Genomic DNA, 22146 nt, shown 5'->3' with positions numbered 1-22146 from the left:
CCTCAGGCGCGTTGCAGACCGGGTTGGCCGTGCTCGACGATGAAGCTGGCGTGCGTGGACAGCTTGCCGTCGCGCTCGGTCACTTTGTCCAGCACTTTCAGATCCCCGCGCCAGGCGTTTCGATCGACTTCACAAAAGACATACCCGCGCTTGTCCGTCATGGCCTTGAGCTCGGGATTGTATTGACGGTGCAGACGCGTCGGTTCGTCCGCTTCGCCGATGCCGTCGAATCCCGAGGTGATGGAAGTAGCGTGGAATTCGCTTGCGATCGCGGGTCCGTCCTTCTCATCCAACACCAGGTCGCCCGCGTAGTGGCGATGAGCATCGCCGCCGACGACCACCACATTGCGCTGGTTCGTGCGCTGGATATGTTCGAGCAAGCGGCGCCTGCTGTGCTGGTACCCCGCCCAGGAGTCCATCGAGTACACCATTTCGTTGCTGGTGGCGCTCGCGGGCCGGCTCAAGTCCATCATCATCACCTGCTGCGCGATCAGTTGCCATCGAGCCTGGCTGCTGGCGATGCCGTCGAACAGCCAGGCCTCCTGTTCGGCTCCCAGCAGGGTGCGATGAGGGGCGGCGGCTCGCTTGCGTTTGTCTCGCATGTCACCCGTCATGATCTTGAGGTCACGGTATTGGCGTGTATCGAGCACATGGAGCTGCAACAAGTCGCCGAAAGCGGCCCGTCGGAATATTTGCATCTTGCCGCCCGCGGGGAATGAGCGAGGCCGCAAGGGCATGTGCTCGTAATAGGCTTGCATGGCCACGGCGCGGCGGAGCAGGAATATCTCCGTCGGTGTTCCGTCCTGGTCCTGATCGGCGGCCCAATCGTTGTCGACTTCATGATCGTCGCTGCTCACGAACCACGGCGCGGCCGCGTGAGCGGCCTGAAGATCGGGATCGCTCTTGTATAAGGAATAACGCAGCCGATAGTCGTCCAGGGAATAGACTTCATCGGTGAGGTGACGGCGCGGCAGGGCATACATCGCGCCGTTGCTGGGACGAGGCTTCGGACCTTTGTCGTCACTCTCGTATATATAGTCCCCGTAATGAAACACGAAGTCCGGCGACGCTTCGGCGATCCTGCGCCATGCCGTGTACCACCCGCCTTCATAATGCTGGCACCCGCCCACGGCAAAGCGCACCCGATCGACACGCGAATTCGGCGCTGGGAACGTGGCGGAGCGCCCGACGACGCTCGCTTCGCTACCCGCGAAAAATCGATACCAGTAGGGGCGGGCGGGCTGCAGTCCGGTCACCTCGACGTGTACCGAATGGGCCAATTCCGGATGAGCGACGGCAGTGCCGCGCTGAGCAATATCGCGGAAGCCTTCGTCGGTGGCCACTTCCCACGTGACCGCGATCGGTCGCATGCGCATGCCGCCGCCGCGCTCCAGTGGTTTCGGAGCCAGGCGCGTCCAGAGGGCGAATCCATCCATGGAAGGATCGCCCGCCGCGACTCCCAACGTAAATGGATGGGATTCGAAGCTCGGTTTGTTCCAGACATTGCGGGGCAGGGGACGCGGTAAAGCGAAGACACGCTGGGCGACGGCGCCCAGCCCATACAGTCCCAGCGTCGCGAGCAGCTTGCGTCGATCCATGGTCATCACAGGTTCCAGATCACGTGCAGATAGAAGCTGCGGCCATAGTCGTCCATCTGCCGGAGAATTTGCAGATCCTCGCCCTTGCCGTAGTCCGGCTGTTCATCGAACAGGTTGGTGGCCTCGTACTTGATCGTGAGGTGCTCGCCCAAGCTGTGCCACAGCGAGAAGTTCGTCGTCGTGAGTTGATTGCGCCCGGCATCCTCCCAGGCTTTCAGTCCGCCCGTCGAGTTCATATAGGGGCCGCGTGCATTCACCGCCACGCGCGCCGCGCCGTGAATCCACGGCATCCGGTAAGTCACACTGGCATTGGCCACCCATTCCGGCTGATACAGCAGGCGGTCGATCGAACGCGAACCGGCATCGGTCACATAAGTGGTTTCGCCATCGAACCAGCTGGCATTCAACGATGCATCGAAGCGCTGTCCCAACAGCCGCATGCCCCGGTTCATGATCGAGAACTCCACGCCTTGCACGGTCATCTCATCCAGGTTGGTCGGCTGACGGATGGTGTAGTCGACGCCATCGATCACGTCCGAACCGGTCAGTGTGAAGATATTGTCCTTGATGGTCTTGTGGAAATAACCCAGCGACACGGCGCCGCGGTTGGCATTGAAGTACTTTTCGACGGAAAGGTCCACGTTGCGCGAACGCTGCGGCTTCAGATCCGGATTGCCGCGAGTGATCGAGCATGTTTCGTTCTCGCCCTCGTCGCTGTCGGTGCAGTTGATGCTCTGGGCGGCGGCGATATCGGCGGGGCGGGGGCGTCCGAGCGTGTGGCTGTACGAGAAGCGGAGATTGATGTCATCGGTGAGACGGTGACGCACGTTGAACGACGGCAGCAGGTGGTCGTAACCGCCGTCAAAGGTATCCAGGCCGCTCGCAATGACGCCATTTCTGGTGACGGGCGCCCAGGCGTCGAAGTCGATGCGATCGTAGCGCAAGCCCAGCAAGTACAGAGTGCGATCGGTCGCGTAGTGAGCGGAAACGTAGCCCACGCTGAGATTTTCGGCGTACTTGAAGTCCTGAGCGATGCTCTGGGAACGCGAGCTCGTGGCATTGACCGGCAGGCTGTCGACCGCTTCGTCGATGAATGCCCGGCCATCGAGCCACGGCACCCAATAGTGTTGTCCCTCGAGCGAAGGCGCGCCCGGATCGATCATCCATGGATTGACGACGGTGCCGGTGGCATAGACGGTGCGTTCCACGTCTTTTGAGAGCACGAGCCGGCGCCACTCGAGGCCGGTGACGATGCCCAGGCCGCGCGCTTCAGGGCCGGCATTCCAGGAATAGTCGAGACGAACATCGTCGACCGTCTCGCGTGCAAACGGTTGCGTGTGCTGGCCGCCTTGCAGCCGATAGGTGAGGGAAGCGGGCGCACTGGGATCCACGAAGCCGGTGATCTGCGGCAGTTCGCTGTTCACATAGTCCACATAGATTCGCTGTCTTTCCAGGCCCGAGGCCCGCGACTGAAACATGTTTTCGACGTTGCGATAGTTGTCGTACGTGTGTCCGGCCTTCAGCGACAACACCGAGTTTTCTCCCTGCCACTGCAGGTTGCCGAGATAGCCCTCGTTGTTGCGCGTCCAGGTGTTGTTGGCCCAGATCGAATCGACGATGCGCACCAGCAGGCGGCCGCCGTTCTCATCCTGCTCGATAATGCCGGTCGGATTCTCGGGAATGTAGATGTCGTTGGAGATCTCGTTCCAATCGTCCTTGCGGGAGTAGCTGAAGTACAGCAGCGAGCCGTGGAAATTGCTGTCGACCGGTTGCCATTCCAGCTTGACCGAGGTGCCTTGGTTTTCGATCGTGTTGGGGAAACTGCCATAGCCGAAATTCATGGGGCTGACGATGCCGTTCCAGCCCGCCTCGGCGTTCGGTTCTCCGACCACGGCGCCGTCATCGCTGAAATATCCCTTGCGATCCTGCACGAGCTTGCTCGCGTTGCGACTGCGCGACTGATAACTGCCGGACATCAGCACGCCAAACTGATTGTCGGGGCCGAACTGGGTCGAGAAGATCGCCTTCATTCCCTGGCCCCAGTGATCGTTGGCATCGTCCAGGACATTCTTGGCGCCGGCGTCCGAGTACGTGGAGTAGATGCCGTAGCCATCGACAAGGAAATAAGTGCTGTTGCGGTCGAAGGCGCTGCGCGTCACCACGTCCAGTACGCCGCCGATGGCGCCGGCATCCTGTTCGGCCGAGAACGCCTTTGAAATATCGGTGCGCCAGCTGATCTGACTGGGCACCAGCTGCAGATTGATCCGGCGCTCGCCCGAGCCGTTGTTGCCGACGGAGGCGATGCTGATGCCGTCGATCGTGGTGTGATTCAGATCGGCCTGCAGACCGCGGATCGTGATGTACTTCGGTTGATCGCCGTCTTCGTCGGCGCTCACGCCCGGCAGCATCATCGCCATGGCGGCAATCGAGTGATCGCTCGCGAGCGTTTCGACGTCGTCGAACTCCGAGGAGTCGAGTACGACAGCGGAGTTTCGTTTGCGCTCGATGGGGCCTTGCGCCGTCACCAGCACTGTTTCCAACGAGGCGTTGTCGGCATCGATATCGGCTGCAGCTTTCTCCTGTCGGCGCAGCAGAATGACCCGATCGTCGATGGATGCGATTTCCAGCCCGGTTCCCTGCAGTAACTGGCGCAGCGCTTCTCGCAGGTCCAGTTCGCCAACGACGGCGGGTGTATATATTCCTTCCAGCGACCCGGCGGGCGCAACAATCTGAATATCTGCTTGCCGTGCGAGCTCCGGGATCGCACTGACCGCCGGCTGTTTCGGCACGTCGAAAGTGCGCTGTTGCGCGATGACCTGCGCATGCGCGCTGAGAGTCAGAATGACGGCTGCGGCCAGCGACAACGGTTTTTTCTTGATCAAGGCAAGCTCTCAGTGGTACCGCGACGTGCGGTTCTAAGAGCAGTAGAGACGCCGCGAATGCGGCTCCCCTATCTTGTCAAAAAAGTTTAATACGTTCGCGTCAGAACGATTTCTGTCTCGGTCCGCTCGAGCTTCGCATCGAACACTTGAGCAACCGCGCGACTGAATCCAGCGGGATCGTTGGCAACAAACAATCCTGTGACCGGCTCGCGCGCGAGGGCCGGGTCGGCGACCACAATATGTACATCGCTGTAGCGGGCGAAAGCGGAGGCGGCCATGGCCAGCGTTTCTCCCTGAAACGCGAGCTTGCCTTGGCGCCACGCCAAGTCGCGGAGGAGTTGGTCGGGCGCGATGCGGTCGACGAGAATGTTTCCTTTGACGGCACTCGGCGGCAGCGAGGCGCGGCTGTTTGCTGCCAGCGTCGTGCGCGCGGCATCGTCAGGCGAGGCGGACAGCTCGATGTGGCCGCTCTGCACGATCACCTCGGTGTGCGTGTCGGCCAGCTTGCGGACGACGAACGCGGCCTTTGAGGCATGCACCCGCCGTTCGTCGACTTCGACCACGAACGGGCGATTCGGATCGGCCGTCACTTCGAAGTAGGCTTCGCCGTGGCTCAGTCGCACCCGTCTTTGGCGATCTTGATATTGGACAGAGACTTCAGTGGCTGTATTCAGCGTAATGGTGGAGCCGTCGTCCAGCGGCACCAGTTGGATCTGGCCCAGCGTGGTGGCATAGGCTTTGGGCATCTCTACCGTCAATGTGAGCGAGAGCGTCAGAATGACTGACGCTGCCATCGCGCCCAACCACGCCAGTGGTCGGCGGCCTCGCCCGGTGACCTGGGGCGGTGATTTTTCCTCGGGTATTTGCGATGTCTTGCGCTCGAACGACGCCGGGTCGTATTGCGGGCCTAGCGCGCTGCCCATATCGCTGTAATCCCACATCGCTCTGGCTCGCAGCAGGGCGCCGTGCCGGCGCGGATCGCCGGCCAACCATTGCTCGAGTTGTTCGATGTCCTCATCGGACAGCGGCGCACGGTCCAGGCGCGCCACCCAATCGGCGGCTGCTCGATCAACGCTCTGGCTGGTTTCCCGTTCGGCCATCCGGCCTCCTTTGCTTCCGTCTCATTTTCTTAGAGGTTTCGGCGACCGGTTTTCCTCCATCCACAAACCAGTCGGCGAGCCAGCGCAGACCTCGGGCGATGTGTTTTTCGACCGTACTCTCGGAAAGCCCCATGCGCGCGGCAATGTCTCGCTGACGCATGCCACGGACGCGCCGTAGGATGAACGCTTCTCGCGTCTGGCCCGGCATCGTTGCGATTACCTCGGCCAGGCGCTGCAATTCGTCGCGAGCTATCGCGTTCTGCTCCGGGGTCGGAGCCTCGTCGGGGTAGTCGCACAGTTCCAGGTCGTCGACCGCCTGGATGGAAACGATGCGCGCTCGACGGATATTGCGCACCACCAGCGAGTGGGCAACCTGGAACAGGTAGGCGCGGGGATCCACGATGTCATCGACCCGCTCGCGCTTGGCCAGCACCGCGTAGCTTTCCTGGATGATGTCGTCGATATCCAGATCGGGGGCGCGTTTGCGCGCCAGCCAGCGGCGGAGCATGGCCTCATGGGGCAGGATATGACGCAGGAACCAGTGCGGCCGCTCGGCGTCGCCGAGCAGAGTTGCCAGTTTCTCGTTCGCTTTGGTTCGATCTTGCAAGTCGCATCACCGCGTCCAATGGCCCACGATGGGGGACGCGGCCGCGCAGCCTATGCGAGGAATGTGACAGGAAAATGTTACGCCGCTCAGCCCGCGCAGCAGACGAACATCGTGTGGCTGGCCGAAAAGCGCTCCAATTCGCGCTCGATCCGAAGCCCTGCGCGCTGCACGCAGGTGCGCATTTCATTCACGCTATACATCTTGCTGTTGCCGTTGGCGAGGCAAGCGAAGTACAGCGAGGTCATCGTCAGCACGAAGCGTGCGGCGGCGTGCTGTTGATTGTCCCAGTATGTATCGACGATATAGAGGCGGCCGCCTGGCGCCAGGGCGCGCCGCGCGCGCTCCAGGATCGAGACGATCTCGTCCTCGCCAAAACAATCCAGAAACTGGCTCATCCAGATGGCATCCTGACCGCCGGGAAATTCCAGCGAGCGGTCCAGGAAGTCGATGGGATGATATGTTGCCCGCGTCGCATGCCCCTGTGCATCGATCGCCTGGCGCGCGACCGCCAGCTGTCCCGGAAGATCGAGCAAACAAACACTCACCGCGGGGTCGTGCTCGAAGCAGGCGAGGGCGAACTTGCCTGTATTGGCGCCCACATCGAGCAGCCGCTTCGGTCGTTCCGCGAACAGCAGCGGCAGCGCCGTCGGAAACATATGGTCCGAGTAGTAATGGTCGAACGCGAACCAGCTCTGCCGAGCCTGCGGCGGCAATTTTGAGAGGCCTTCATAGACCGTGGTCCACGGGCCGAACTCGCGCAGTCCCGCCGGTTTGCCCGAGGTCACGGTCTCTTTCAGGTGCGCCATGCCTCGATAGCAAACGTCGGCCGCGAAATCCATGTTGACGCGGGTCATCTGGTCGCGCAGGACCAGCATCCCGAGCTGGCGTATGCGGAAGCGATCGTCCTCGAGCGCAACGAGATCGCAGACTACGCCGGACTCGAGCAGCACTTTCACGCCATAAAGCGGCAAACGAGTGACCTGCGCGAGATGCTCGGCGGTCGCCCCCGCCGCCTTCGCGTCCGCCAGCCCTTGCAGGATCCCGAGATCTCTCAACGCGAGCGCGGCATGAAATGCAAGCGGCGCGAAAGCGAGCTTCTGGGCATCGATGATGGCTTCGTAGAGCGGTTTGTCATCGCTGCGCGATTGTCCGGTCAAGCTGGATCACCGATAGGCACGAGCAATGGCCGGGGATTATCCACGAAACAATCGCGTGTGTCGCCGTAGGCGCATTTTTCTTGCACACGATGCACGCTCCGCGCCGTCAGACTTGCAATTGTGGGCCGGTTTGCGGGCACATTGTCTCGTGGGCCTGGCACGGTGGCACAATCGAATCGTTCCATCGACGGCGCTACACACGCTCAGCAAGCGCCAAAGAATCAACAGAAGAGGCATAACCATGACAACGACTACGGCGGTACGCCGTCTCTTGGGAATCGGCTTGCTCGGATTGGGCATAGGCGCCATGGCGCAGAACGCAGGCGCGGCCGAACAGGACAAGCAGGTGTTCGTGCAGGCCGGCCGTCTGCTGGCGGATCCCGGCAATGGCCGGGTGGAGCAGGAACGTACCCTGGTGATTGCCAACGGCAAGATCCTGGAAGTGCGCGATGGCTATCACAGCGCGCCGGAGGGCGGAAAGACCATCGACCTGCGTGACAGTTTCGTGCTGCCAGGCCTGATCGACAGCCATGTGCATATCACCTCCGAGGGTGGTCCCACCTCCGAGGTGGATGCAGTAAAGAAAACCTCTTCCGATCGCACGCTCGATGGCCTGATGTACGCGCAGCGAACCATGCGCGCGGGCTTCACGACGTTGGCCGATTTGGGCGGCGACGCCGACGCCGTCATCGCTCTGCGTGATGCCATCCAATCCGGTCGCGCCTTCGGCCCGCGCATCATTGCCGCAGGTGGCGTGGGTGCGCATGGCGGTCACGGCGACGTGCATGGCTATCGTCCCGACATCACCGATCTGTTTGCTCGTCCAGGTCGTTGCTCCGGTGCGGACGACTGCCGTCGCGCCGTGCGTCAGGCGGTGCAACGTGGGGCCGACGTGATCAAGATCGCGTCCACGGGCGGTGTGCTGTCGAACACGGCTGCTGGCCTGAGCCAGCAGATGCAGGACGATGAGCTGCAGGCGATTGTCACAACCGCTCATGCGCTGGGTCGTCGCGTGGTGTGCCACGCTCACGGCACTGACGGTGTCAACGCGGCGTTACGCGCTGGTGTTGATTCCATCGAGCACGGCACTTACCTGGACGCCGATTCCATCAAGCTGATGAAGGCCAACAAGACCTATCTCGTGCCGACGCTGCTTGCCGGCGCCACAGTCGCTGAGCGTGCTCGTACTGCGAGCTGGATGCCGGCGCCGGTACGCGAGAAGGCGCAGGAAGTCGGCCCGAAGATGGTGGACATGGCGCGTCGTGCCCGTCAGGGTGGCGTGCAGTTCGCATTCGGTACGGACTCGGGCGTGTCCGCTCACGGGGACAACGCAAAGGAGTTCGCACTGATGGTGTCCGCGGGCTTCTCGCCGCTGGATGCGATCCGTTCCGCCACTGTCTGGGGTGCCAAACACAATCGGATCGACAACGAGGTGGGCGCGCTGACCGCCGGCAAGTTGGCAGACCTGATCGCCGTGAAGGGCGATCCGCTGCAGGACGTGACCGAGCTGGAGCGCGTGAGCTTCGTGATGAAGAGCGGCAAGGTCGCCACGCTCTAAGATTGTGCAGCCGGTCGGAGCTTACGGCGCCGTAAGCTCCGCACCGGAAATGTTTTGACCGCGCCGTCGATTGGTGCCTCGCAGTCACCATAGAGGATGTCGCGGGCAACTGTTCCTCAGCAGCGCGTCTCTCCTACGATTCACCGAACAGTAGAAGGGAGCGCAACATGAAAAACGATAACGACCCAAGCGAGCACGCGGAGGTCGAGAATCGGCGCTCGTTCCTCAAGGGCGGCATGTTCGCCGGTATCGCGGCGATATCCGCGCCGGTGGCTGCCCAGTCATCACAGCAATCCGATACGAGCGGGCCAACTCAGCCCGCATGCGTCGAGGCTGATCCGGATCCTACTTTTCAGTCCGACAGCGGCAGCGACTACATGGTCGACGTGCTGAAGGCGCTGAACATCGATTTCGCAGCGATCAACTCATCCTCGAGCGTGCGCGGCTTGCAGGAATCCATCGTCAACTACGGCGGCAACAAGCCCGAGTTGTTGACGGTGCTGCACGAGGAGATCGGCGTCGCCATGGCTCAGGGTTACGCGAAGATCGCGGGCAAGCCCATGGCGGTACTGGCGCATGGAACCGTGGGTCTGCAGCACGCATCCATGGGACTGTATAACGCGTATTGCGATCAAGTGCCGGTCGTCATGTTGATCGGTAACGCATTGGATGTGCAGAAACGCGGCCTCGCCGTGGATTGGCAGCACACCGCGCAGGATCCAGCAGCGATGGTGCGCGACTTTTTGAAATGGGACGACCAACCGGCGTCGCTCGTGCACTTCGGTGAATCCGCCGTGCGTGCCTACCAGATGGCGATGACGCCGCCGCAGGCGCCGGTGCTGCTCTCCGTCGATCAGGATCTGCAGGAGAATCCTTTGCCGGGAGGCGTCAAGCCGCCGGTGAAGCGGCTCTCCAAGATCGCGCCCGTCGCGGCGGATTCTGCAGCGATGCTGGAGGTCGCGAAGCTGCTGGTCGCTGCGGACAATCCAGTGCTGGTCGCCGAGCGATTGGCGCGCACTCAGGCGGGCATGGATTCTCTGGTGGAGCTTGCCGAGCTACTTCAGTGCGCCGTCATCGATCGTAACGCCCGCACGAACTTTCCCAATCTGCACCCGCTGAATCAGACGATGCGCTTCAGCATGGGCGATGCGGATCTGATCGTGGGCCTGGAGGTGAGCAGCTTCTGGAGCCTGCTCAACACGCAAGCGGATCGCATCGCTCGACGCGAGACGCGCACGGCGCGCGCCGACGTGAAGACGGTGCATATCACCGCCAAGGCGCTGTTCATGCATGCGAACTATCAGGAGTTCGGACGGTTCGAGAGCGTCGATCTGCTGGTGCCCGCCGATGCGGAATCGAGCCTGCCGTCGCTGATCGAAGCGTGCAAGCGCTTGATCACTGCCAAAGACCGTTCGCGATTCAAGGCGCGTGGCGCGCGTCTCGCCGAAGCGAGTCGGGCGGCGCGTGAAGTGTTGAAACAACGCGCCAGCATCGGTTGGAACGGTTCGCCCGTGACGGGCGCTCGGCTATGTGCGGAAGTTTACGCGCAGATCAAGCACGAAGACTGGTCGCTGGTCGGGCAGGGCTTTCATGCGCCTTGGCAGAAGTGGCTGTGGGATGCTGACAAGACCTACCGTTTCAATGGGTTCTCGGGCGGCTGGGGCCTCGGTTACAACCTTCCGGGCTCGCTGGGCGGCGCGCTGGCGAACAAGGCGCATGGCCGATTGAGTGTGGCGCTCCAGGGCGATGGCGATTTCATGTATTGCCCGAGCACGCTGTGGACGGCGGCGCATCATCGCATCCCCATTCTCTACGTGATGCATAACAACCGCAGCTATCACCAGGAGATCATGCACATCCAGAAGCTGGCCAGTCGCCGCAACCGGGGCATCCGGCCGGAGTCGGTCAACATCGCCAACGTGATCACCGATCCGGATATCGACTTCGCGACGCTGGCCAAGAGCATGGGCGTGTACGGCGAGGGTCCGATCGAAAATCCCGCCGACATCGCGCCGGCCCTGAAGCGGGCCATTGCGATGGTCAAGCAGGGATTGCCGGCGCTGGTCGACATCATCTGCGACGGTTCGCGATCATGAGCGGGAGCAAGTCGATGAGCCACTCGATGTTGTCGTTGTCGTTCGCTGTCGTTGCATTCATGGCACAGGAGTCTTCCGCCGCCGATTTGGCGAAGGGCAAGGAGTCCTTCCTGTCGGCGGGTTGTCATCACTGCCACGGGCAAGCGGCGCAAGGCGCGCGTGGACCCACCATGGCCGCGATGAAGTATCCGTACGAAGCATTCGAGATCTTCGTGAGACGGCCTGTCGGCGGCGGCATGCCGCCTTACTCTGCGACGACGCTGACGGACGCGGAGTTGCGTGACATCTACGCATATCTGACTTCACTGCCGGGCCCCGCCAAAGAGCTCCCCGAGCTGCTTCGCTAATCCTCGTGAGTGCACGGTTGCCATCGCAACCGTGCACCAAAGCGATCGTTCATCGCCTGCCTCACGCACGATTTCGCTGCATGCGAAATCTGCTCAGCCATTTTCTGTGAATTGCCCGAGCAATGGTGCCTTGCTGACACCATCCGGATCCGGTTTGGCATCTATCTGACGACTGTCGTTCACGTCTAACGTGCAGCGCATCGAAAAGATTTCAACCAAATTCCATCCTGCTAGGAATTGACTCATGAAACCAAAGCCGTCTTTGACTTTGCGATATGCCGTGATTCTTGCGTTGGCAGTGCCTGGCGCGGTGCTTGCGGCCGAGAGCGCCGCACAGGAGGCGCAAACGGTAGCGCAGTCGGACGCGCCAGCGGATGCCGTCGAACCGCTTCAAGGCGTCACAGTGACAGGCTCGCGCATCGCTCGCGACGGTTATGACGCACCGAGCCCGTTGACCGTGATCGGCGTGGAAGCGTTCACCAGCACCGCCAACTCGAGCTTGAATGAAACGTTGACGACGATTCCGGCTTTCGTCGGCGGCTACAACCTCACCAGCGGCACCGGTCTGCCGGGCTTCAACCGCGCCGGCGTTTCTGCAGTCAATCTGCGTGGCCTGGGCGAAGCCCGCACGTTGGTGCTGCTCGACGGTCAGCGTGCAGTCGGATCGCTCGCATCCGGCATCGTGGACGTCGACAACTTTCCTCAGCAGTTGATCAAGAGCGTCGAAGTCGTGACTGGCGGCGCGTCCGCGGTCTACGGCTCGGACGCAGTCGCAGGCGTGGTCAATTTCATCCTGGATCGCGAGTTCACAGGCTTCAAGGGCGAAGTCTCGGGAGGCGCTACGTCTTACGGCGACGCCGAGAACTTCAAGATCTCGCTGGCGGGCGGCTTCCCATTCGCCGAGGGACGCGGTCACGTGCTGCTCAGTGGCGAGCTCACCGACAACCAAGGCATTCGGGGCGTGGGCGATCGCAGTTGGGCGCGCACGACGACGAACTACATCGTCAATCCGCAATACAACGGCACCAACGGCCAGCCGCAACTCATCCTGCGCGACAACGTGTTCCTCTCGACAGCGACTCACGGCGGCGTGATCAGCGCAGGTCCGCTGCGTGGGCTGGCTTTCGGCGAAGGCGGTCAGCCCTACGTGTTCAACTACGGCGAGGGCGCCGGTGGTTTCTTCATGTCCGGCGGCGACTATCGTTCGACGTTGACCACGGATGCTTACAGTCTGCTGCCGGAACACGGCCGCAAGAATTTGTTTGCTCGTGTGTCGTACGACCTGACGGACAACATCAACGTCTTCGCGCAATTCTCACGCGGCGTCACTGACAGCTACGGTATCGCGTTCCCGCACTATCAGGTGTCGGGCGGTCCGGTCGTGCAATCGGGCAACCCATTCATTCCCGCCGAAGTTCAGGCGCAGATGACGACGCTGGGCGTGCAGTCGTTCCAGCTCGGGACGATGAACTACGACATGCCTTGGGTCACGACCGACACCGAACGTGCGGCCAACCGTTACGTCGTCGGCGCGGAAGGCAGGTTCGGCCTGCTCGGCCGCGATTGGAAGTGGGATGCGTATGCGCAGTTGGGCAAGACCAAGAGCTATCACTCCACTTACAACGTACGCAACATCGCCAATTACAACAGAGCGCTCGATGCGGTGAGAGATCCGAGGACCGGCGCCATCGTCTGCCGCTCGACGCTCACCGCTCCGAACAACGGATGCGTGCCCTGGAATCCGATGGGCACCGGCGTCAACGACGAGCTGGCGCGCAATTACGTGCTGGGCACGGCGTACTCCGAACAGACGACGACGCAGGAAGTCTATGCGGCGTCCATCACCGGCGACGTCTTCAATAACTGGGCGGGCCCGGTGTCCATGGCCTTGAGCGTCGAACATCGCAAGGAAGAGGCGACTGTCGATCCCGATCCGGTCGCTGCGGTCAGCGGCTGGCATTCCGGCAGTCACATGTTCCTCGACGCCGGCTACGACGTTTCCGAAGCCGCGGTCGAAGTGCTGTTCCCGTTGCTGTCGGGTCTGCCGTTTGCCCATAACTGGGAGCTCAACGCGGCGTTCCGCTACACCGACTATGAGGTTTCGGGCAGCGTCGATACCTGGAAGATCGGCACCACCTATGCCGTGACTCCCGGCTTCCGCCTGCGCACCACGATGTCCCGTGACATTCGTGCACCCAGCATCAGCGAGCTGTTCCAGGAACAGAACTACGGCTTGATCACCATTCTCGATCCGCTGACCGGTCAGACCGTGTCGCCGCAGCGTATCCAGACCGGAAACCCGAGCCTGGTGCCCGAAGTGGCGGATACGTTCACTGCCGGCTTCGTGTTGCAGCCGGAGTATGCGCCCGGCCTGAGTTTCTCGGTGGATTACTGGAAGGTGGAGATCGACGACTCCATCCAGCAGATCCTCGGTCAGAACATCGTTCGACTGTGCTACGAGGGTTTCGACTCGCTGTGCTCGCGCATCTATCGTGACGGCAACAACATGATCTACCGCGTCGAGCAGGGCAACTTCAACATCGCCAACCAGGAAGCGAGCGGTGTGGATATCGAGGCCAGCTACAACTTCTCGCTGTCCAGCGCGTTCGACGGCGCTCCCGGCGACGTGGCGCTGCGCCTGATGGGCACGCATTACATCGAGAACGTTGTCGACGACACGATGACCCTGCCCACCGACAGCGTCGGCGCGGTGAATGCACCGGAGAACGTCTACACAGCTCAGTTGAACTACGACCTGGATCGTTTCTCCGCGGGCCTCACCGGACGCTATTTCGACGACACGGTGCTCAACAACAACGCGTTCGAGTGTACTTCCGGGTGCCCGGTATCGACGTCGGCGTCGCGCACGTACGACACGATGACGCTGGATGGCGGGTTCTATCTCGATCTGTCGCTGGCGTATCGTTTCGACAATTTCTTCGGCCCCGGTCGGGGCAAGCTGTTCGCCAACATTCGCAACCTGCTGAACGAGGATCCGGAGTTGGTGCCGCAGTCGCCGCTGGAAGGGCTCGGCTACATCTACTCCCGCTCCGAAGGCGGTCGCTGGGACAAGCTGGGGCGCGTCTACCGCGTCGGCATGGAATTCAGCTTCTGATCGGCAACGGAAGATCGTCGGCGGCGCCGGCGATCTTCCGGTCGAGCGATCGCTCCAAACAATCCGGTGGCGCTCCGTAGCCACCGTTCCTTTCGAAGAATTGCCTTGTCAAAGCAGGAGAGTGCAGAGATGAAGATGTTTTCCAGACGCTCGCTGGTCGCTGCCGGCTGCGCCGTCGCGATGGGGATCGGGAGCATGACGGCAGCGTTCGCCGCGACCGAGGTCGATCTGATCCTCACCAACGGCAAGATCGCCACCGTCGATGCCCAGAACAACTTCGTCACCACGGTCGTGGTCGACAAAGGCCGCATCCTGGCGACCGGCGATGCTTCGATCGCGTCCGGCTACACCGCGTCGAAAACATTGGATCTCGGCGGCAAGACGGTGTTGCCGGGCTTCGTCGACAACCACGTCCACCCGGGCCCGCGCGAGCCGCTGGTCGCGCCGGGTGAAGTCGATCTGGTGCACGCCTATACCTGGGCGGAGAACGAGAAGGCGTTGCGTGAAGCGGTGAAGAAGCTGCCGCCCGGCGTCTGGCTGCGCGCCAATGCATTCCGCCGCTACTTCACCGATGCCGAGCCGGCCACGGTGTGGATCAACGAGGACGTGAAGAAGATCCCGACTCGCCAGATGTTGGACAAAGTCGTGCCCAACAATCCTTTGATCGTGCGCGCCTCGCAGCTGGTGGTGGCGAACTCGCTGGCGTTGCGCATGTTCGGCATCACCAAGGACACCCCGCAGCCGGCCGCCGGCGACGGCAAGATCGAGAAGGATGCGAATGGCGAGCCGACCGGCGTGTTGTGGTACTCGGTCGGCGATGCGATCGAGGCGTTCGCGCCGCCGCTGCCGCCGACGCCGAAGCTGTCCGCCCGCGACGAGTTCCTGGGCTACAAGGATTTCTTCGTCAACATGCGCCATCTGGGCGTCACCAGTCTGAACATCGCAGCCGCCAATCAATATACGTTGCGCCTGTATCAGAACCTGCAGGGCGAGTTCAAAGGCGAGCTGCCGCGCATGACCGTGCAGCCCGGTCTGCGTGCCGAAGACTTCGACGCCTTGCAGAAGAACCTGGCCGCGCTCGAGGGCTACGGTTGGCACACGGGCGCCGGCAACGAGTGGGTCAAGCTGGGCGCCATCAAGATGTTTCTCGACGGCGGCTACACTTTCAGCCGGCCCTGGCCGATCAATTCCGAGCCGCACAAGCACGTCGAAACCTACAAGGGCGGCTGGCGCAGCGAGCCGGATTATTTCTATCACGTGTTCAAGCGTGCGCATAAGCTGGGATGGCAGCTCGGCATCCATTCGGCCGGCGACGAAGCCTCCGTCATCATCACCAATGTGCTGGAGCGGGTGATCAAGGAGAGCCCGCGCGAGGATCATCGTCATCACCTGATCCACGTCGAAGTCGGACCGCCGGAGGCGACCTACCAGAAGATGAAGGAGCTCGGTATCGGCGTCGCCCTGCAGCCGAACTTCACCTATGGCCTGCAGCCGTTTTTCTCGCTCGCTCTGAAGGGGGAACAGCTGGCGCGTAACAATCCGGCCCGCACGATCCTCGATCACGGTCTGAAGCTGACCTTCGGCTCGGACGAGCGTCCCTACGGCCCGATGTATGGGCTATACGCCGCTGTGACTCGTCGCGGAGCGGACGGCAAGGTGTACGGTCCGGAGGAAGCAATCACTCTTCAGCAGGCGATTCGCGCCTACACGATCGATGCGGCCTGGCAGACCTTCGATGAGAAGACTCGCGGCTCGATCGAGCCGGGCAAGGTGGCGGACTTCGCGGTGCTGTCCGACGACATCTTCACGATCGATCCACTGAAGATCAAAGATCTGACGGTCCTGCAGACCATCATCAACGGCCGGATCTTCGATACGCCGGCGGGGCTGCCGAACTACTACCACCCGGTGCAACAGCCGAGAAAGTAACAGCGGCGCCTGGCAGATAAATGTGACGAACAGGCGCCGCCGCGTGGCGGCGCCTTGCTACGAGACCGAGCGATGCGATCGACTTCTTTTCTACCTTCGCGCAATCACACCCGATTCAAGTCAGCGAACCTCTGGTCGAGCGAAGAGCTCGGCTTGTTGCGCTCACTGGCCAGCCGCGGCGTGCCAGTCAGCTCGATCGCGTCGACGCTGCGCCGTTCGGAGTCCGCGATCAAGAACAAGGCCGGCATGCACGGCATACCGCTGCGGCAAGCGAGCGCGGACTGACGCGTCGGTCTCGATCAAGCGTCCGACTCGATCGAACGCTTCGGCGCTGAGGCGGGCGGTGCGCACGCCTCGGCAACGGCGTTTTTCAGCCAATGCCGGAAGCGAACGATTGCGGGCGATTGCCAGCGGTCGGCGCGAGCCGAAAATACATACGAACCGAGCGTCACCTGTTGCTCGCTGGGCGCGAGTAGATCGACCAGTCGACCGGTGTTCAGGTCGTCGCCGAACAAGAAAGGATTCGCCAGCGCCACCCCTTGTCCTCGACGTGCGGCCTCGACCGTCAAGTGAGCGTGCCACAAACGCGGCCCGGGCAACGTGTCCGGCGTTTCGATGCCGTGCATGGCAAACCAGGCTCGCCATTGCTGATGACTTTCTTCGTGTAACAACGGCGCATTCAGCAGCGCGCTTGCGCCGTGGATCGGCAGCAGCTTGGCCGCGTATTCCGGACTTGCCACGGCACACACAGGCGGACGCGCAATCTCGAATCGGCGCACGCCGCCGGTCATGGTCGCGGCCGAGATCGTCGGTGCGCCCTGGACGTAGCGGATATCCACGTCCGCTTCGTAGCGGGAGAAATCAGGACTGTGATCGGTCGGGTGCAATTCCAGATCGAGCCCGGCATTCGCCTCCTGAAAATTTTTCAAGCGAGACATCAGCCATTCGGAGGCGAAACCTGGGACACAACAAATACTGAGATGCGCGCCTTCGTTGGCGCGAATGAGCTCGATACTCGCATCGCTGAGCTCGGCGAGAGCCGCGGTGACCCGGGCGTGATAGCGGAACCCTTCGGCCGTCAACACCGTGTTGCCGTGAGCGCGATCGAACAGGCGCATGCCCGCCCATTCCTCCAGCGTGCGCAGATGTCTGCTCACGACTGCGTGATCCAAGCCCAACGATTGAGCGGCGCGGCGTATGCCGCAAAGTCTTCCAACCGCTTCGAACGCCCGCAACGCTGCGAACGGGGGCAACGAAGCCCGCTTCTCCTCGACAATCGACATCGTTAAATCGCCCCATCGTCTGTTGGCCAGCAGTACACGAGTGCGTATCGAGGCATGCAATGTCCGTGCACGTGAGCTGTCGATCAGAGCGAACCTGTCCTATGACGGTGACGATCGTGCACCGGTTGGATCTTCAAACGCATCTATCGAGCGCCGCGCCTCGCGTGGAAGACTACACAATCTCTTTCTTCCGCAGCAACGGATTCAGAGCTTTGAAACTGACACAATCTATTTCGGCCAACGCTGGCCTGCTCGCCCGCAAAACTGCAGCCGTCGCGCGTGGTGTTTCCACGGCGACACCGTTGTTCGCAGCCACTGCGGAAAATGCTGAGATCAGGGATGTTGACGGACAGCGCTATATCGATTTCGCGAGCGGCATCGGCGTGCTCGCGACGGGACATCGACATCCTCGAGTGGCCGCGGCCGTACAACATCAGCTCGAGAAATTCACCCACACTGCTTTTCAGGTTCTTGCTTACGAGAGCTACATCGAGTTGGCCGAGCGTCTCAACGGACTTGCGCCGTTCCAGGGCGCGGCCAAGAGTGTGCTGTTCACCAGTGGTGCAGAAGCGGTCGAGAATGCGCTCAAGATTGCGCGCATCGCCACCGGCCGCTCGACGGTGATCGCATTCAGCGGCGCCTTTCATGGACGCACGACCATGACGCTGGCGCTGACCGGCAAGGTCAAGCCGTACAAGCAGCACATGGGGCCGCTCTCGAACGACGTATATCGACTGCCGTTCCCCGTCGAGCATCGGGGCATCCAGGTGGCCGATACGCTGCGCGCACTGGAGTCGCTGTTCCATAGCGACGTCGAGCCGAGCAAAGTGGCGGCGATCATCATCGAGCCGGTGCAGGGCGAGGGCGGGTTCAACGTCGCACCGGCGCAGCTGCTCCAGGCGCTGCGCAGAGTCTGCGACGAGCACGGCATCGTGCTGATCGCCGATGAGATCCAGTCGGGTTTCGGCCGCACCGGGCGAATGTTCGCCATCGAGCACGCCGGCATCGAGCCGGACCTGGTGACGGTTGCGAAGTCAATCGCCGGAGGCTTTCCACTGTCCGGCGTCGTGGGCCGCGCGGCGCTCATGGATGCCGTGGAGCCGGGCGGGCTCGGCGGTACCTATGCAGGTTCACCGATCAGCTGCGCCGCGGCCCTGGCGGTCATCGATGTGATCGCGAAAGAAAACCTGTTGGCGCGCGCCCACGAGATCGGCAATACGATCCGCACACGTATCAATGAAGTGATGCGCTCGAACAGCAACGCGCCGATTGCGAACTTGCGCGGGCTGGGCGCGATGCTGGCGTTCGATGTCGTCAAGTCGGATCCAGATCGCTCGCCCGACGGCGTCGGCGCCAGGCTGGTCGCGGCACGCGCGCTGGACGGTGGGCTCATCGTGCTCACGTGCGGCACCTACGGCGAGACCGTCCGGCTGCTGACGCCGCTCACTATTTCAGATGCAGTGTTGAACGAGGGGCTGAACATCCTCGTGAATGCGATTCGGAACACGCGTGCGAGCTGCTGAGCAGGCCCGCTGAATGGATACGAAGATGGAACGGTCACGTCTCGGCCTCGCGCGGCCCGACCTGTTGAGGGAAGCTGCGTACATCGACGGCGAATGGATCTCGGCGAACGCTGTCATCGGCGTCAACAATCCTGCCACGGGAGGTCTGCTCGGTTCCGTGCCCGAGTTGGGAGCAGCCGAGACCACGCAGGCCGTCGCGGCGGCAGATCGCGCATTCGTCACGTGGAGTGCGAAGAGCGCCGCCGAGCGAGCGACTGTTCTTCGGCGTTGGTATGAGTTGATCGTCAAGCACACCGAAGACCTTGCCAGACTGATGACCGCCGAGCAGGGCAAGCCGCTCGCCGAGGCGCGCGGCGAGGTGACCTATGCAGCCAGCTTCATCGAGTGGTTCGCCGAAGAAGCCCGGCGCGCCTACGGTGGAATCATCCCGGGTCACCTCCCCGACAAACGATTGCTGGTGCTCAAGCAGCCCGTCGGTGTGGTTGCCGCGATCACGCCGTGGAATTTTCCGGCCGCGATGATTACTCGCAAAGTTGCCCCGGCATTGGCAGTGGGTTGCACCGTGGTGCTCAAGCCTTCGGAACTGACGCCGTTTTCCGCGCTGGCGCTGGCGCTGCTCGCTAGTGAGGCGGGGGTGCCGCCCGGCGTGTTCAATGTCGTTACCGGCGAACCTCGCGCTATTGGCGAAGTGCTGACCACCGATGCCCGAGTTCGCAAGTTCACGTTCACCGGCTCCACGCCGGTGGGTAAGATGCTGGCGGCACGGTGTATGAGCACCGTCAAACGGGTCTCACTCGAGCTCGGCGGCAACGCGCCGTTCATCGTGTTCGATGACGCGGACATTGCGCAGGCCGTGGAAGGCGCCATAGCTTCCAAGTTTCGCAACACGGGACAGACCTGCGTTTGTGCAAATCGCTTCCTCGTGCATAGTGCCGTCTACGACGAGTTTGCGATCCGACTGAGTCAACGTGTGTCGGCACTGGTCGTCGGGGACGGTCTCGAAGGGCCGACGCAGCAGGGGCCACTTATTAATAGTGCCGCGCTCGGCAAGGTCGAACGCCACATCGCCGATGCGCGCGAGCAAGGAGGGCGAGTGCTCACCGGGGGCGCACGCAAGCACGGCAACTTTCACGAACCGACGGTCATCACGGGTGTGACGCCGCGCATGGCGCTGTTTCATGAGGAGACCTTCGGTCCGGTCGCGGGGCTGCTGCGCTTCGACGACGAGGCGCAGGCAGTTGCGCTTGCGAACGATACGAGCGCTGGCCTGGCGGCGTACGTGTACACCCGCGATCTGAGTCGGGCCTGGCGTGTTTCGGAAGCGCTTCGCTACGGGATGGTCGGTTTGAACACGGGGCTGATTTCCACTGCGGTCGCGCCCTTCGGCGGCGTGAAGGAATCCGGTGTGGGACGGGAAGGCTCCTCGTATGGGATCGATGACTATCTCGATATCAAATTCGTCTGTAGCGAAATTTCGGCTGGCTAGCGTCGATCCGGAGCACTCATGAGCCCAACCCCTGCAGCGACCGCGACCACCGGCCTGGCGAAGAGCCTGCGATCGCGCCACGTGACCATGATTTCCATTGGAGGAATCATCGGCGCGGGATTGTTTGTCGGCAGCAGTGCGGCGATCAGCGCGGCGGGGCCGGCCATCACTGTGAGCTATCTGCTCGCGGGGCTGGTCATTCTGCTGGTCATGCGCATGCTCGGCGAAATGGCCTGCGTGAATCCGGGCGCCGGCTCCTTCACCGAATATGCACGCATCGGTTTGGGCAACTGGGCGGGCTTCGTGACCGGCTGGCTCTATTGGTACTTCTGGGTGGTCGTGGTCGCGATCGAAGCCATCGCGGGCGCCGCCATCATTGCGCAATGGATCCCGTTGCCCGATTGGCAGATCGGTCTGGCGCTGATGGTGATTCTGACCGTCGTCAACCTGATGTCGACGCGCTCGTATGGAGAGTTCGAGTTCTGGTTCGCCTCCGTCAAGGTCGCCGCGATCATTGCGTTCCTGGTCATCGCCGCCGGATATCTCATCGGATTCACGCCGGAGTCGGAGCAGGGCGTGCGGAACCTGGTGGCGCATGGGGGCTTCATGCCGCGTGGACCCATTGCCGTGCTTGCCGCGATCACCACGGTGATCTTCTCTTTGATCGGCGCCGAGATCGCGATCATCGCGGCAGCGGAATCGAATGAGTCGGCCCGCACGATCTCGCGCCTGACCGTCACCATCCTGCTGCGCATTCTGTTGTTCTATGTGGGCTCCATTGCGCTGATCGTCATGGTGATTCCGTGGACCGACATCCAGCCGGGCATTTCGCCGTTCGTCATGGCGATGGAGCGCATCGGCATTCCAGGCGCGGGCCTCATCATGAATGTAGTCGTGTTGACGGCTGTGCTGTCCTGCCTGAACTCCGGTGTCTATGTCACATCGCGTGTGCTGTTCACTCTCGCCGCGCACGGCGATGCCCCTCAGTCCATGGTGAAGCTGAGCGCCAGTAAGGTGCCGGTTCGCGCGATCCTGCTCGGCAGCTCGCTCGGTTATGGGGCCGTCATCACCGCGGTCATCTCGCCGTCTGTGGTGTTCGCATTCCTGCTCAATACGTCCGGCGCGATCATGTTGATCGTCTATGCCATTGTTGCCTTTGCGCAAATTCGCCAGCGACGGGAACTGGCGCCCGATGTCCTGCGAACATTGAGCGTCCGCATGTGGTTGTTTCCTTATTTGAGCTGGGCTGTGATCGCGGCCATCGTGGCCGTGCTGGCGGCCATGGCCTTTACTGCTGAGCTGGCGAGTCAGCTGTATGCGAGTGTGTTCTGTACTTTGGTCGTGCTGCTGGCGTACGCCGCACGGCGTCGGTCAGGGCCGGCGGTGTCGCCGGCGGCGGCAGCGGATGCTTAGCTCCCGGGCGTGACGCCGTTGTCAGACCAAAGCCACCTCAATCGCCACTTCA

15 protein-coding genes are annotated in these 22146 nt (G+C 62.2%); 9 read left to right on the top strand and 6 right to left on the bottom strand.

The window, feature by feature from the left end:
* Positions 1-2 precede the first annotated feature (2 nt).
* The 5 genes from GYH35_RS24200 to GYH35_RS24180 form a co-directional block, all read right to left on the bottom strand.
* Positions 3-1607, bottom strand: coding sequence for an alkaline phosphatase D family protein (locus GYH35_RS24200; protein WP_161829701.1), 1605 nt, complete (start codon positions 1605-1607; stop codon positions 3-5).
* Positions 1604-4480 carry a TonB-dependent receptor gene (locus tag GYH35_RS24195; RefSeq protein WP_161829700.1) on the bottom strand — a complete coding sequence of 959 codons (2877 nt, stop codon included), beginning with the start codon at positions 4478-4480 and terminating at the stop codon, positions 1604-1606. Before GYH35_RS24195 ends, GYH35_RS24200 begins: the two co-directional genes overlap by 4 nt.
* Before the next feature lie 86 nt (positions 4481-4566).
* Positions 4567-5580, bottom strand: coding sequence for a FecR family protein (locus GYH35_RS24190; RefSeq protein WP_161829699.1), 1014 nt, complete (start codon positions 5578-5580; stop codon positions 4567-4569).
* Positions 5549-6187 (bottom strand): RNA polymerase sigma factor, encoded by a 639-nt coding sequence (locus GYH35_RS24185; RefSeq protein ID WP_202624598.1) that lies wholly within the window; start codon positions 6185-6187, stop codon positions 5549-5551. The genes GYH35_RS24190 and GYH35_RS24185 overlap by 32 nt, the downstream gene beginning before the upstream one ends.
* Positions 6188-6273: 86 nt before the next feature.
* Entirely contained in the window at positions 6274-7344 is a 1071-nt protein-coding gene (locus GYH35_RS24180; RefSeq protein WP_161829698.1) for a methyltransferase, read from the bottom strand.
* Positions 7345-7585: 241 nt separating this feature from the next.
* Between GYH35_RS24180 and GYH35_RS24175 the strand changes: the two genes are divergently transcribed.
* The 6 genes from GYH35_RS24175 (at position 7586) to GYH35_RS24150 (ending at position 16674) form a co-directional block, all read left to right on the top strand.
* Positions 7586-8902, top strand: a complete 1317-nt coding sequence (locus GYH35_RS24175; protein ID WP_202624596.1) for an amidohydrolase family protein — start codon at positions 7586-7588, stop codon at positions 8900-8902.
* 167 nt (positions 8903-9069) lie between these two features.
* Complete coding sequence (locus GYH35_RS24170) at positions 9070-10998, top strand: thiamine pyrophosphate-binding protein (RefSeq protein ID WP_161811866.1); 1929 nt, start codon at positions 9070-9072, stop codon at positions 10996-10998.
* A gap of 14 nt (positions 10999-11012) precedes the next feature.
* A complete protein-coding gene (locus tag GYH35_RS24165) occupies positions 11013-11345 on the top strand; it encodes a c-type cytochrome (protein ID WP_161811867.1) in 333 nt (110 codons plus the stop codon).
* Positions 11346-11589: 244 nt separating this feature from the next.
* On the top strand, positions 11590-14460 hold the full coding sequence (locus tag GYH35_RS24160; protein WP_161811868.1) for a TonB-dependent receptor domain-containing protein: 2871 nt from the start codon (positions 11590-11592) through the stop codon (positions 14458-14460).
* 129 nt (positions 14461-14589) lie between these two features.
* Complete coding sequence (locus GYH35_RS24155; protein ID WP_161829697.1) at positions 14590-16389, top strand: amidohydrolase; 1800 nt, start codon at positions 14590-14592, stop codon at positions 16387-16389.
* Positions 16390-16461: 72 nt separating this feature from the next.
* Complete coding sequence (locus GYH35_RS24150; protein ID WP_161829696.1) at positions 16462-16674, top strand: hypothetical protein; 213 nt, start codon at positions 16462-16464, stop codon at positions 16672-16674.
* A 14-nt stretch (positions 16675-16688) separates the two neighbouring features.
* Here GYH35_RS24150 and GYH35_RS24145 read toward each other — a convergent pair whose 3' ends face one another.
* Positions 16689-17672 (bottom strand): LysR substrate-binding domain-containing protein, encoded by a 984-nt coding sequence (locus tag GYH35_RS24145; RefSeq protein ID WP_161811871.1) that lies wholly within the window; start codon positions 17670-17672, stop codon positions 16689-16691.
* Positions 17673-17902: 230 nt separating this feature from the next.
* On the opposite strand from GYH35_RS24145, the gene gabT reads away from it, so the two are divergent.
* From gabT to GYH35_RS24130, 3 genes are read left to right on the top strand one after another with little or no spacing between them, the layout of a single operon-like run.
* Positions 17903-19195 (top strand): 4-aminobutyrate--2-oxoglutarate transaminase, encoded by a 1293-nt coding sequence (gene gabT, locus GYH35_RS24140; protein ID WP_161812531.1) that lies wholly within the window; start codon positions 17903-17905, stop codon positions 19193-19195.
* Between the two features lie 25 nt (positions 19196-19220).
* A complete protein-coding gene (locus GYH35_RS24135; RefSeq protein WP_202624592.1) occupies positions 19221-20681 on the top strand; it encodes an NAD-dependent succinate-semialdehyde dehydrogenase in 1461 nt (486 codons plus the stop codon).
* A gap of 18 nt (positions 20682-20699) precedes the next feature.
* Entirely contained in the window at positions 20700-22094 is a 1395-nt protein-coding gene (locus tag GYH35_RS24130; protein WP_161811873.1) for an amino acid permease, read from the top strand.
* The last annotated feature ends 52 nt before the right edge of the window (positions 22095-22146 follow it).

The sequence above is a fragment of the Steroidobacter agaridevorans genome (assembly GCF_009932555.1).
Taxonomy (GTDB): Bacteria; Pseudomonadota; Gammaproteobacteria; order Steroidobacterales; family Steroidobacteraceae; genus Steroidobacter; species Steroidobacter agaridevorans.
The sequence above is the reverse complement of the archived record's forward strand: the minus strand, read 5'-3'. Positions and strand labels throughout refer to the sequence as shown.

Bases quoted from the DNA above. Each gene is read 5' to 3' on its own strand.
- GYH35_RS24190 (WP_161829699.1), bottom strand. From the start codon at position 5,580: ATGGCCGAACGGGAAACCAGCCAGAGCGTTGATCGAGCAGCCGCCGAT.
- GYH35_RS24175 (WP_202624596.1), top strand. From the start codon at position 7,586: ATGACAACGACTACGGCGGTACGCCGTCTCTTGGGAATCGGCTTGCTC.
- GYH35_RS24170 (WP_161811866.1), top strand. From the start codon at position 9,070: ATGAAAAACGATAACGACCCAAGCGAGCACGCGGAGGTCGAGAATCGG.
- GYH35_RS24165 (WP_161811867.1), top strand. From the start codon at position 11,013: ATGAGCCACTCGATGTTGTCGTTGTCGTTCGCTGTCGTTGCATTCATG.
- GYH35_RS24160 (WP_161811868.1), top strand. From the start codon at position 11,590: ATGAAACCAAAGCCGTCTTTGACTTTGCGATATGCCGTGATTCTTGCG.
- GYH35_RS24155 (WP_161829697.1), top strand. From the start codon at position 14,590: ATGAAGATGTTTTCCAGACGCTCGCTGGTCGCTGCCGGCTGCGCCGTC.
- GYH35_RS24150 (WP_161829696.1), top strand. From the start codon at position 16,462: ATGCGATCGACTTCTTTTCTACCTTCGCGCAATCACACCCGATTCAAG.
- GYH35_RS24145 (WP_161811871.1), bottom strand. From the start codon at position 17,672: ATGTCGATTGTCGAGGAGAAGCGGGCTTCGTTGCCCCCGTTCGCAGCG.
- GYH35_RS24135 (WP_202624592.1), top strand. From the start codon at position 19,221: ATGGAACGGTCACGTCTCGGCCTCGCGCGGCCCGACCTGTTGAGGGAA.
- GYH35_RS24130 (WP_161811873.1), top strand. From the start codon at position 20,700: ATGAGCCCAACCCCTGCAGCGACCGCGACCACCGGCCTGGCGAAGAGC.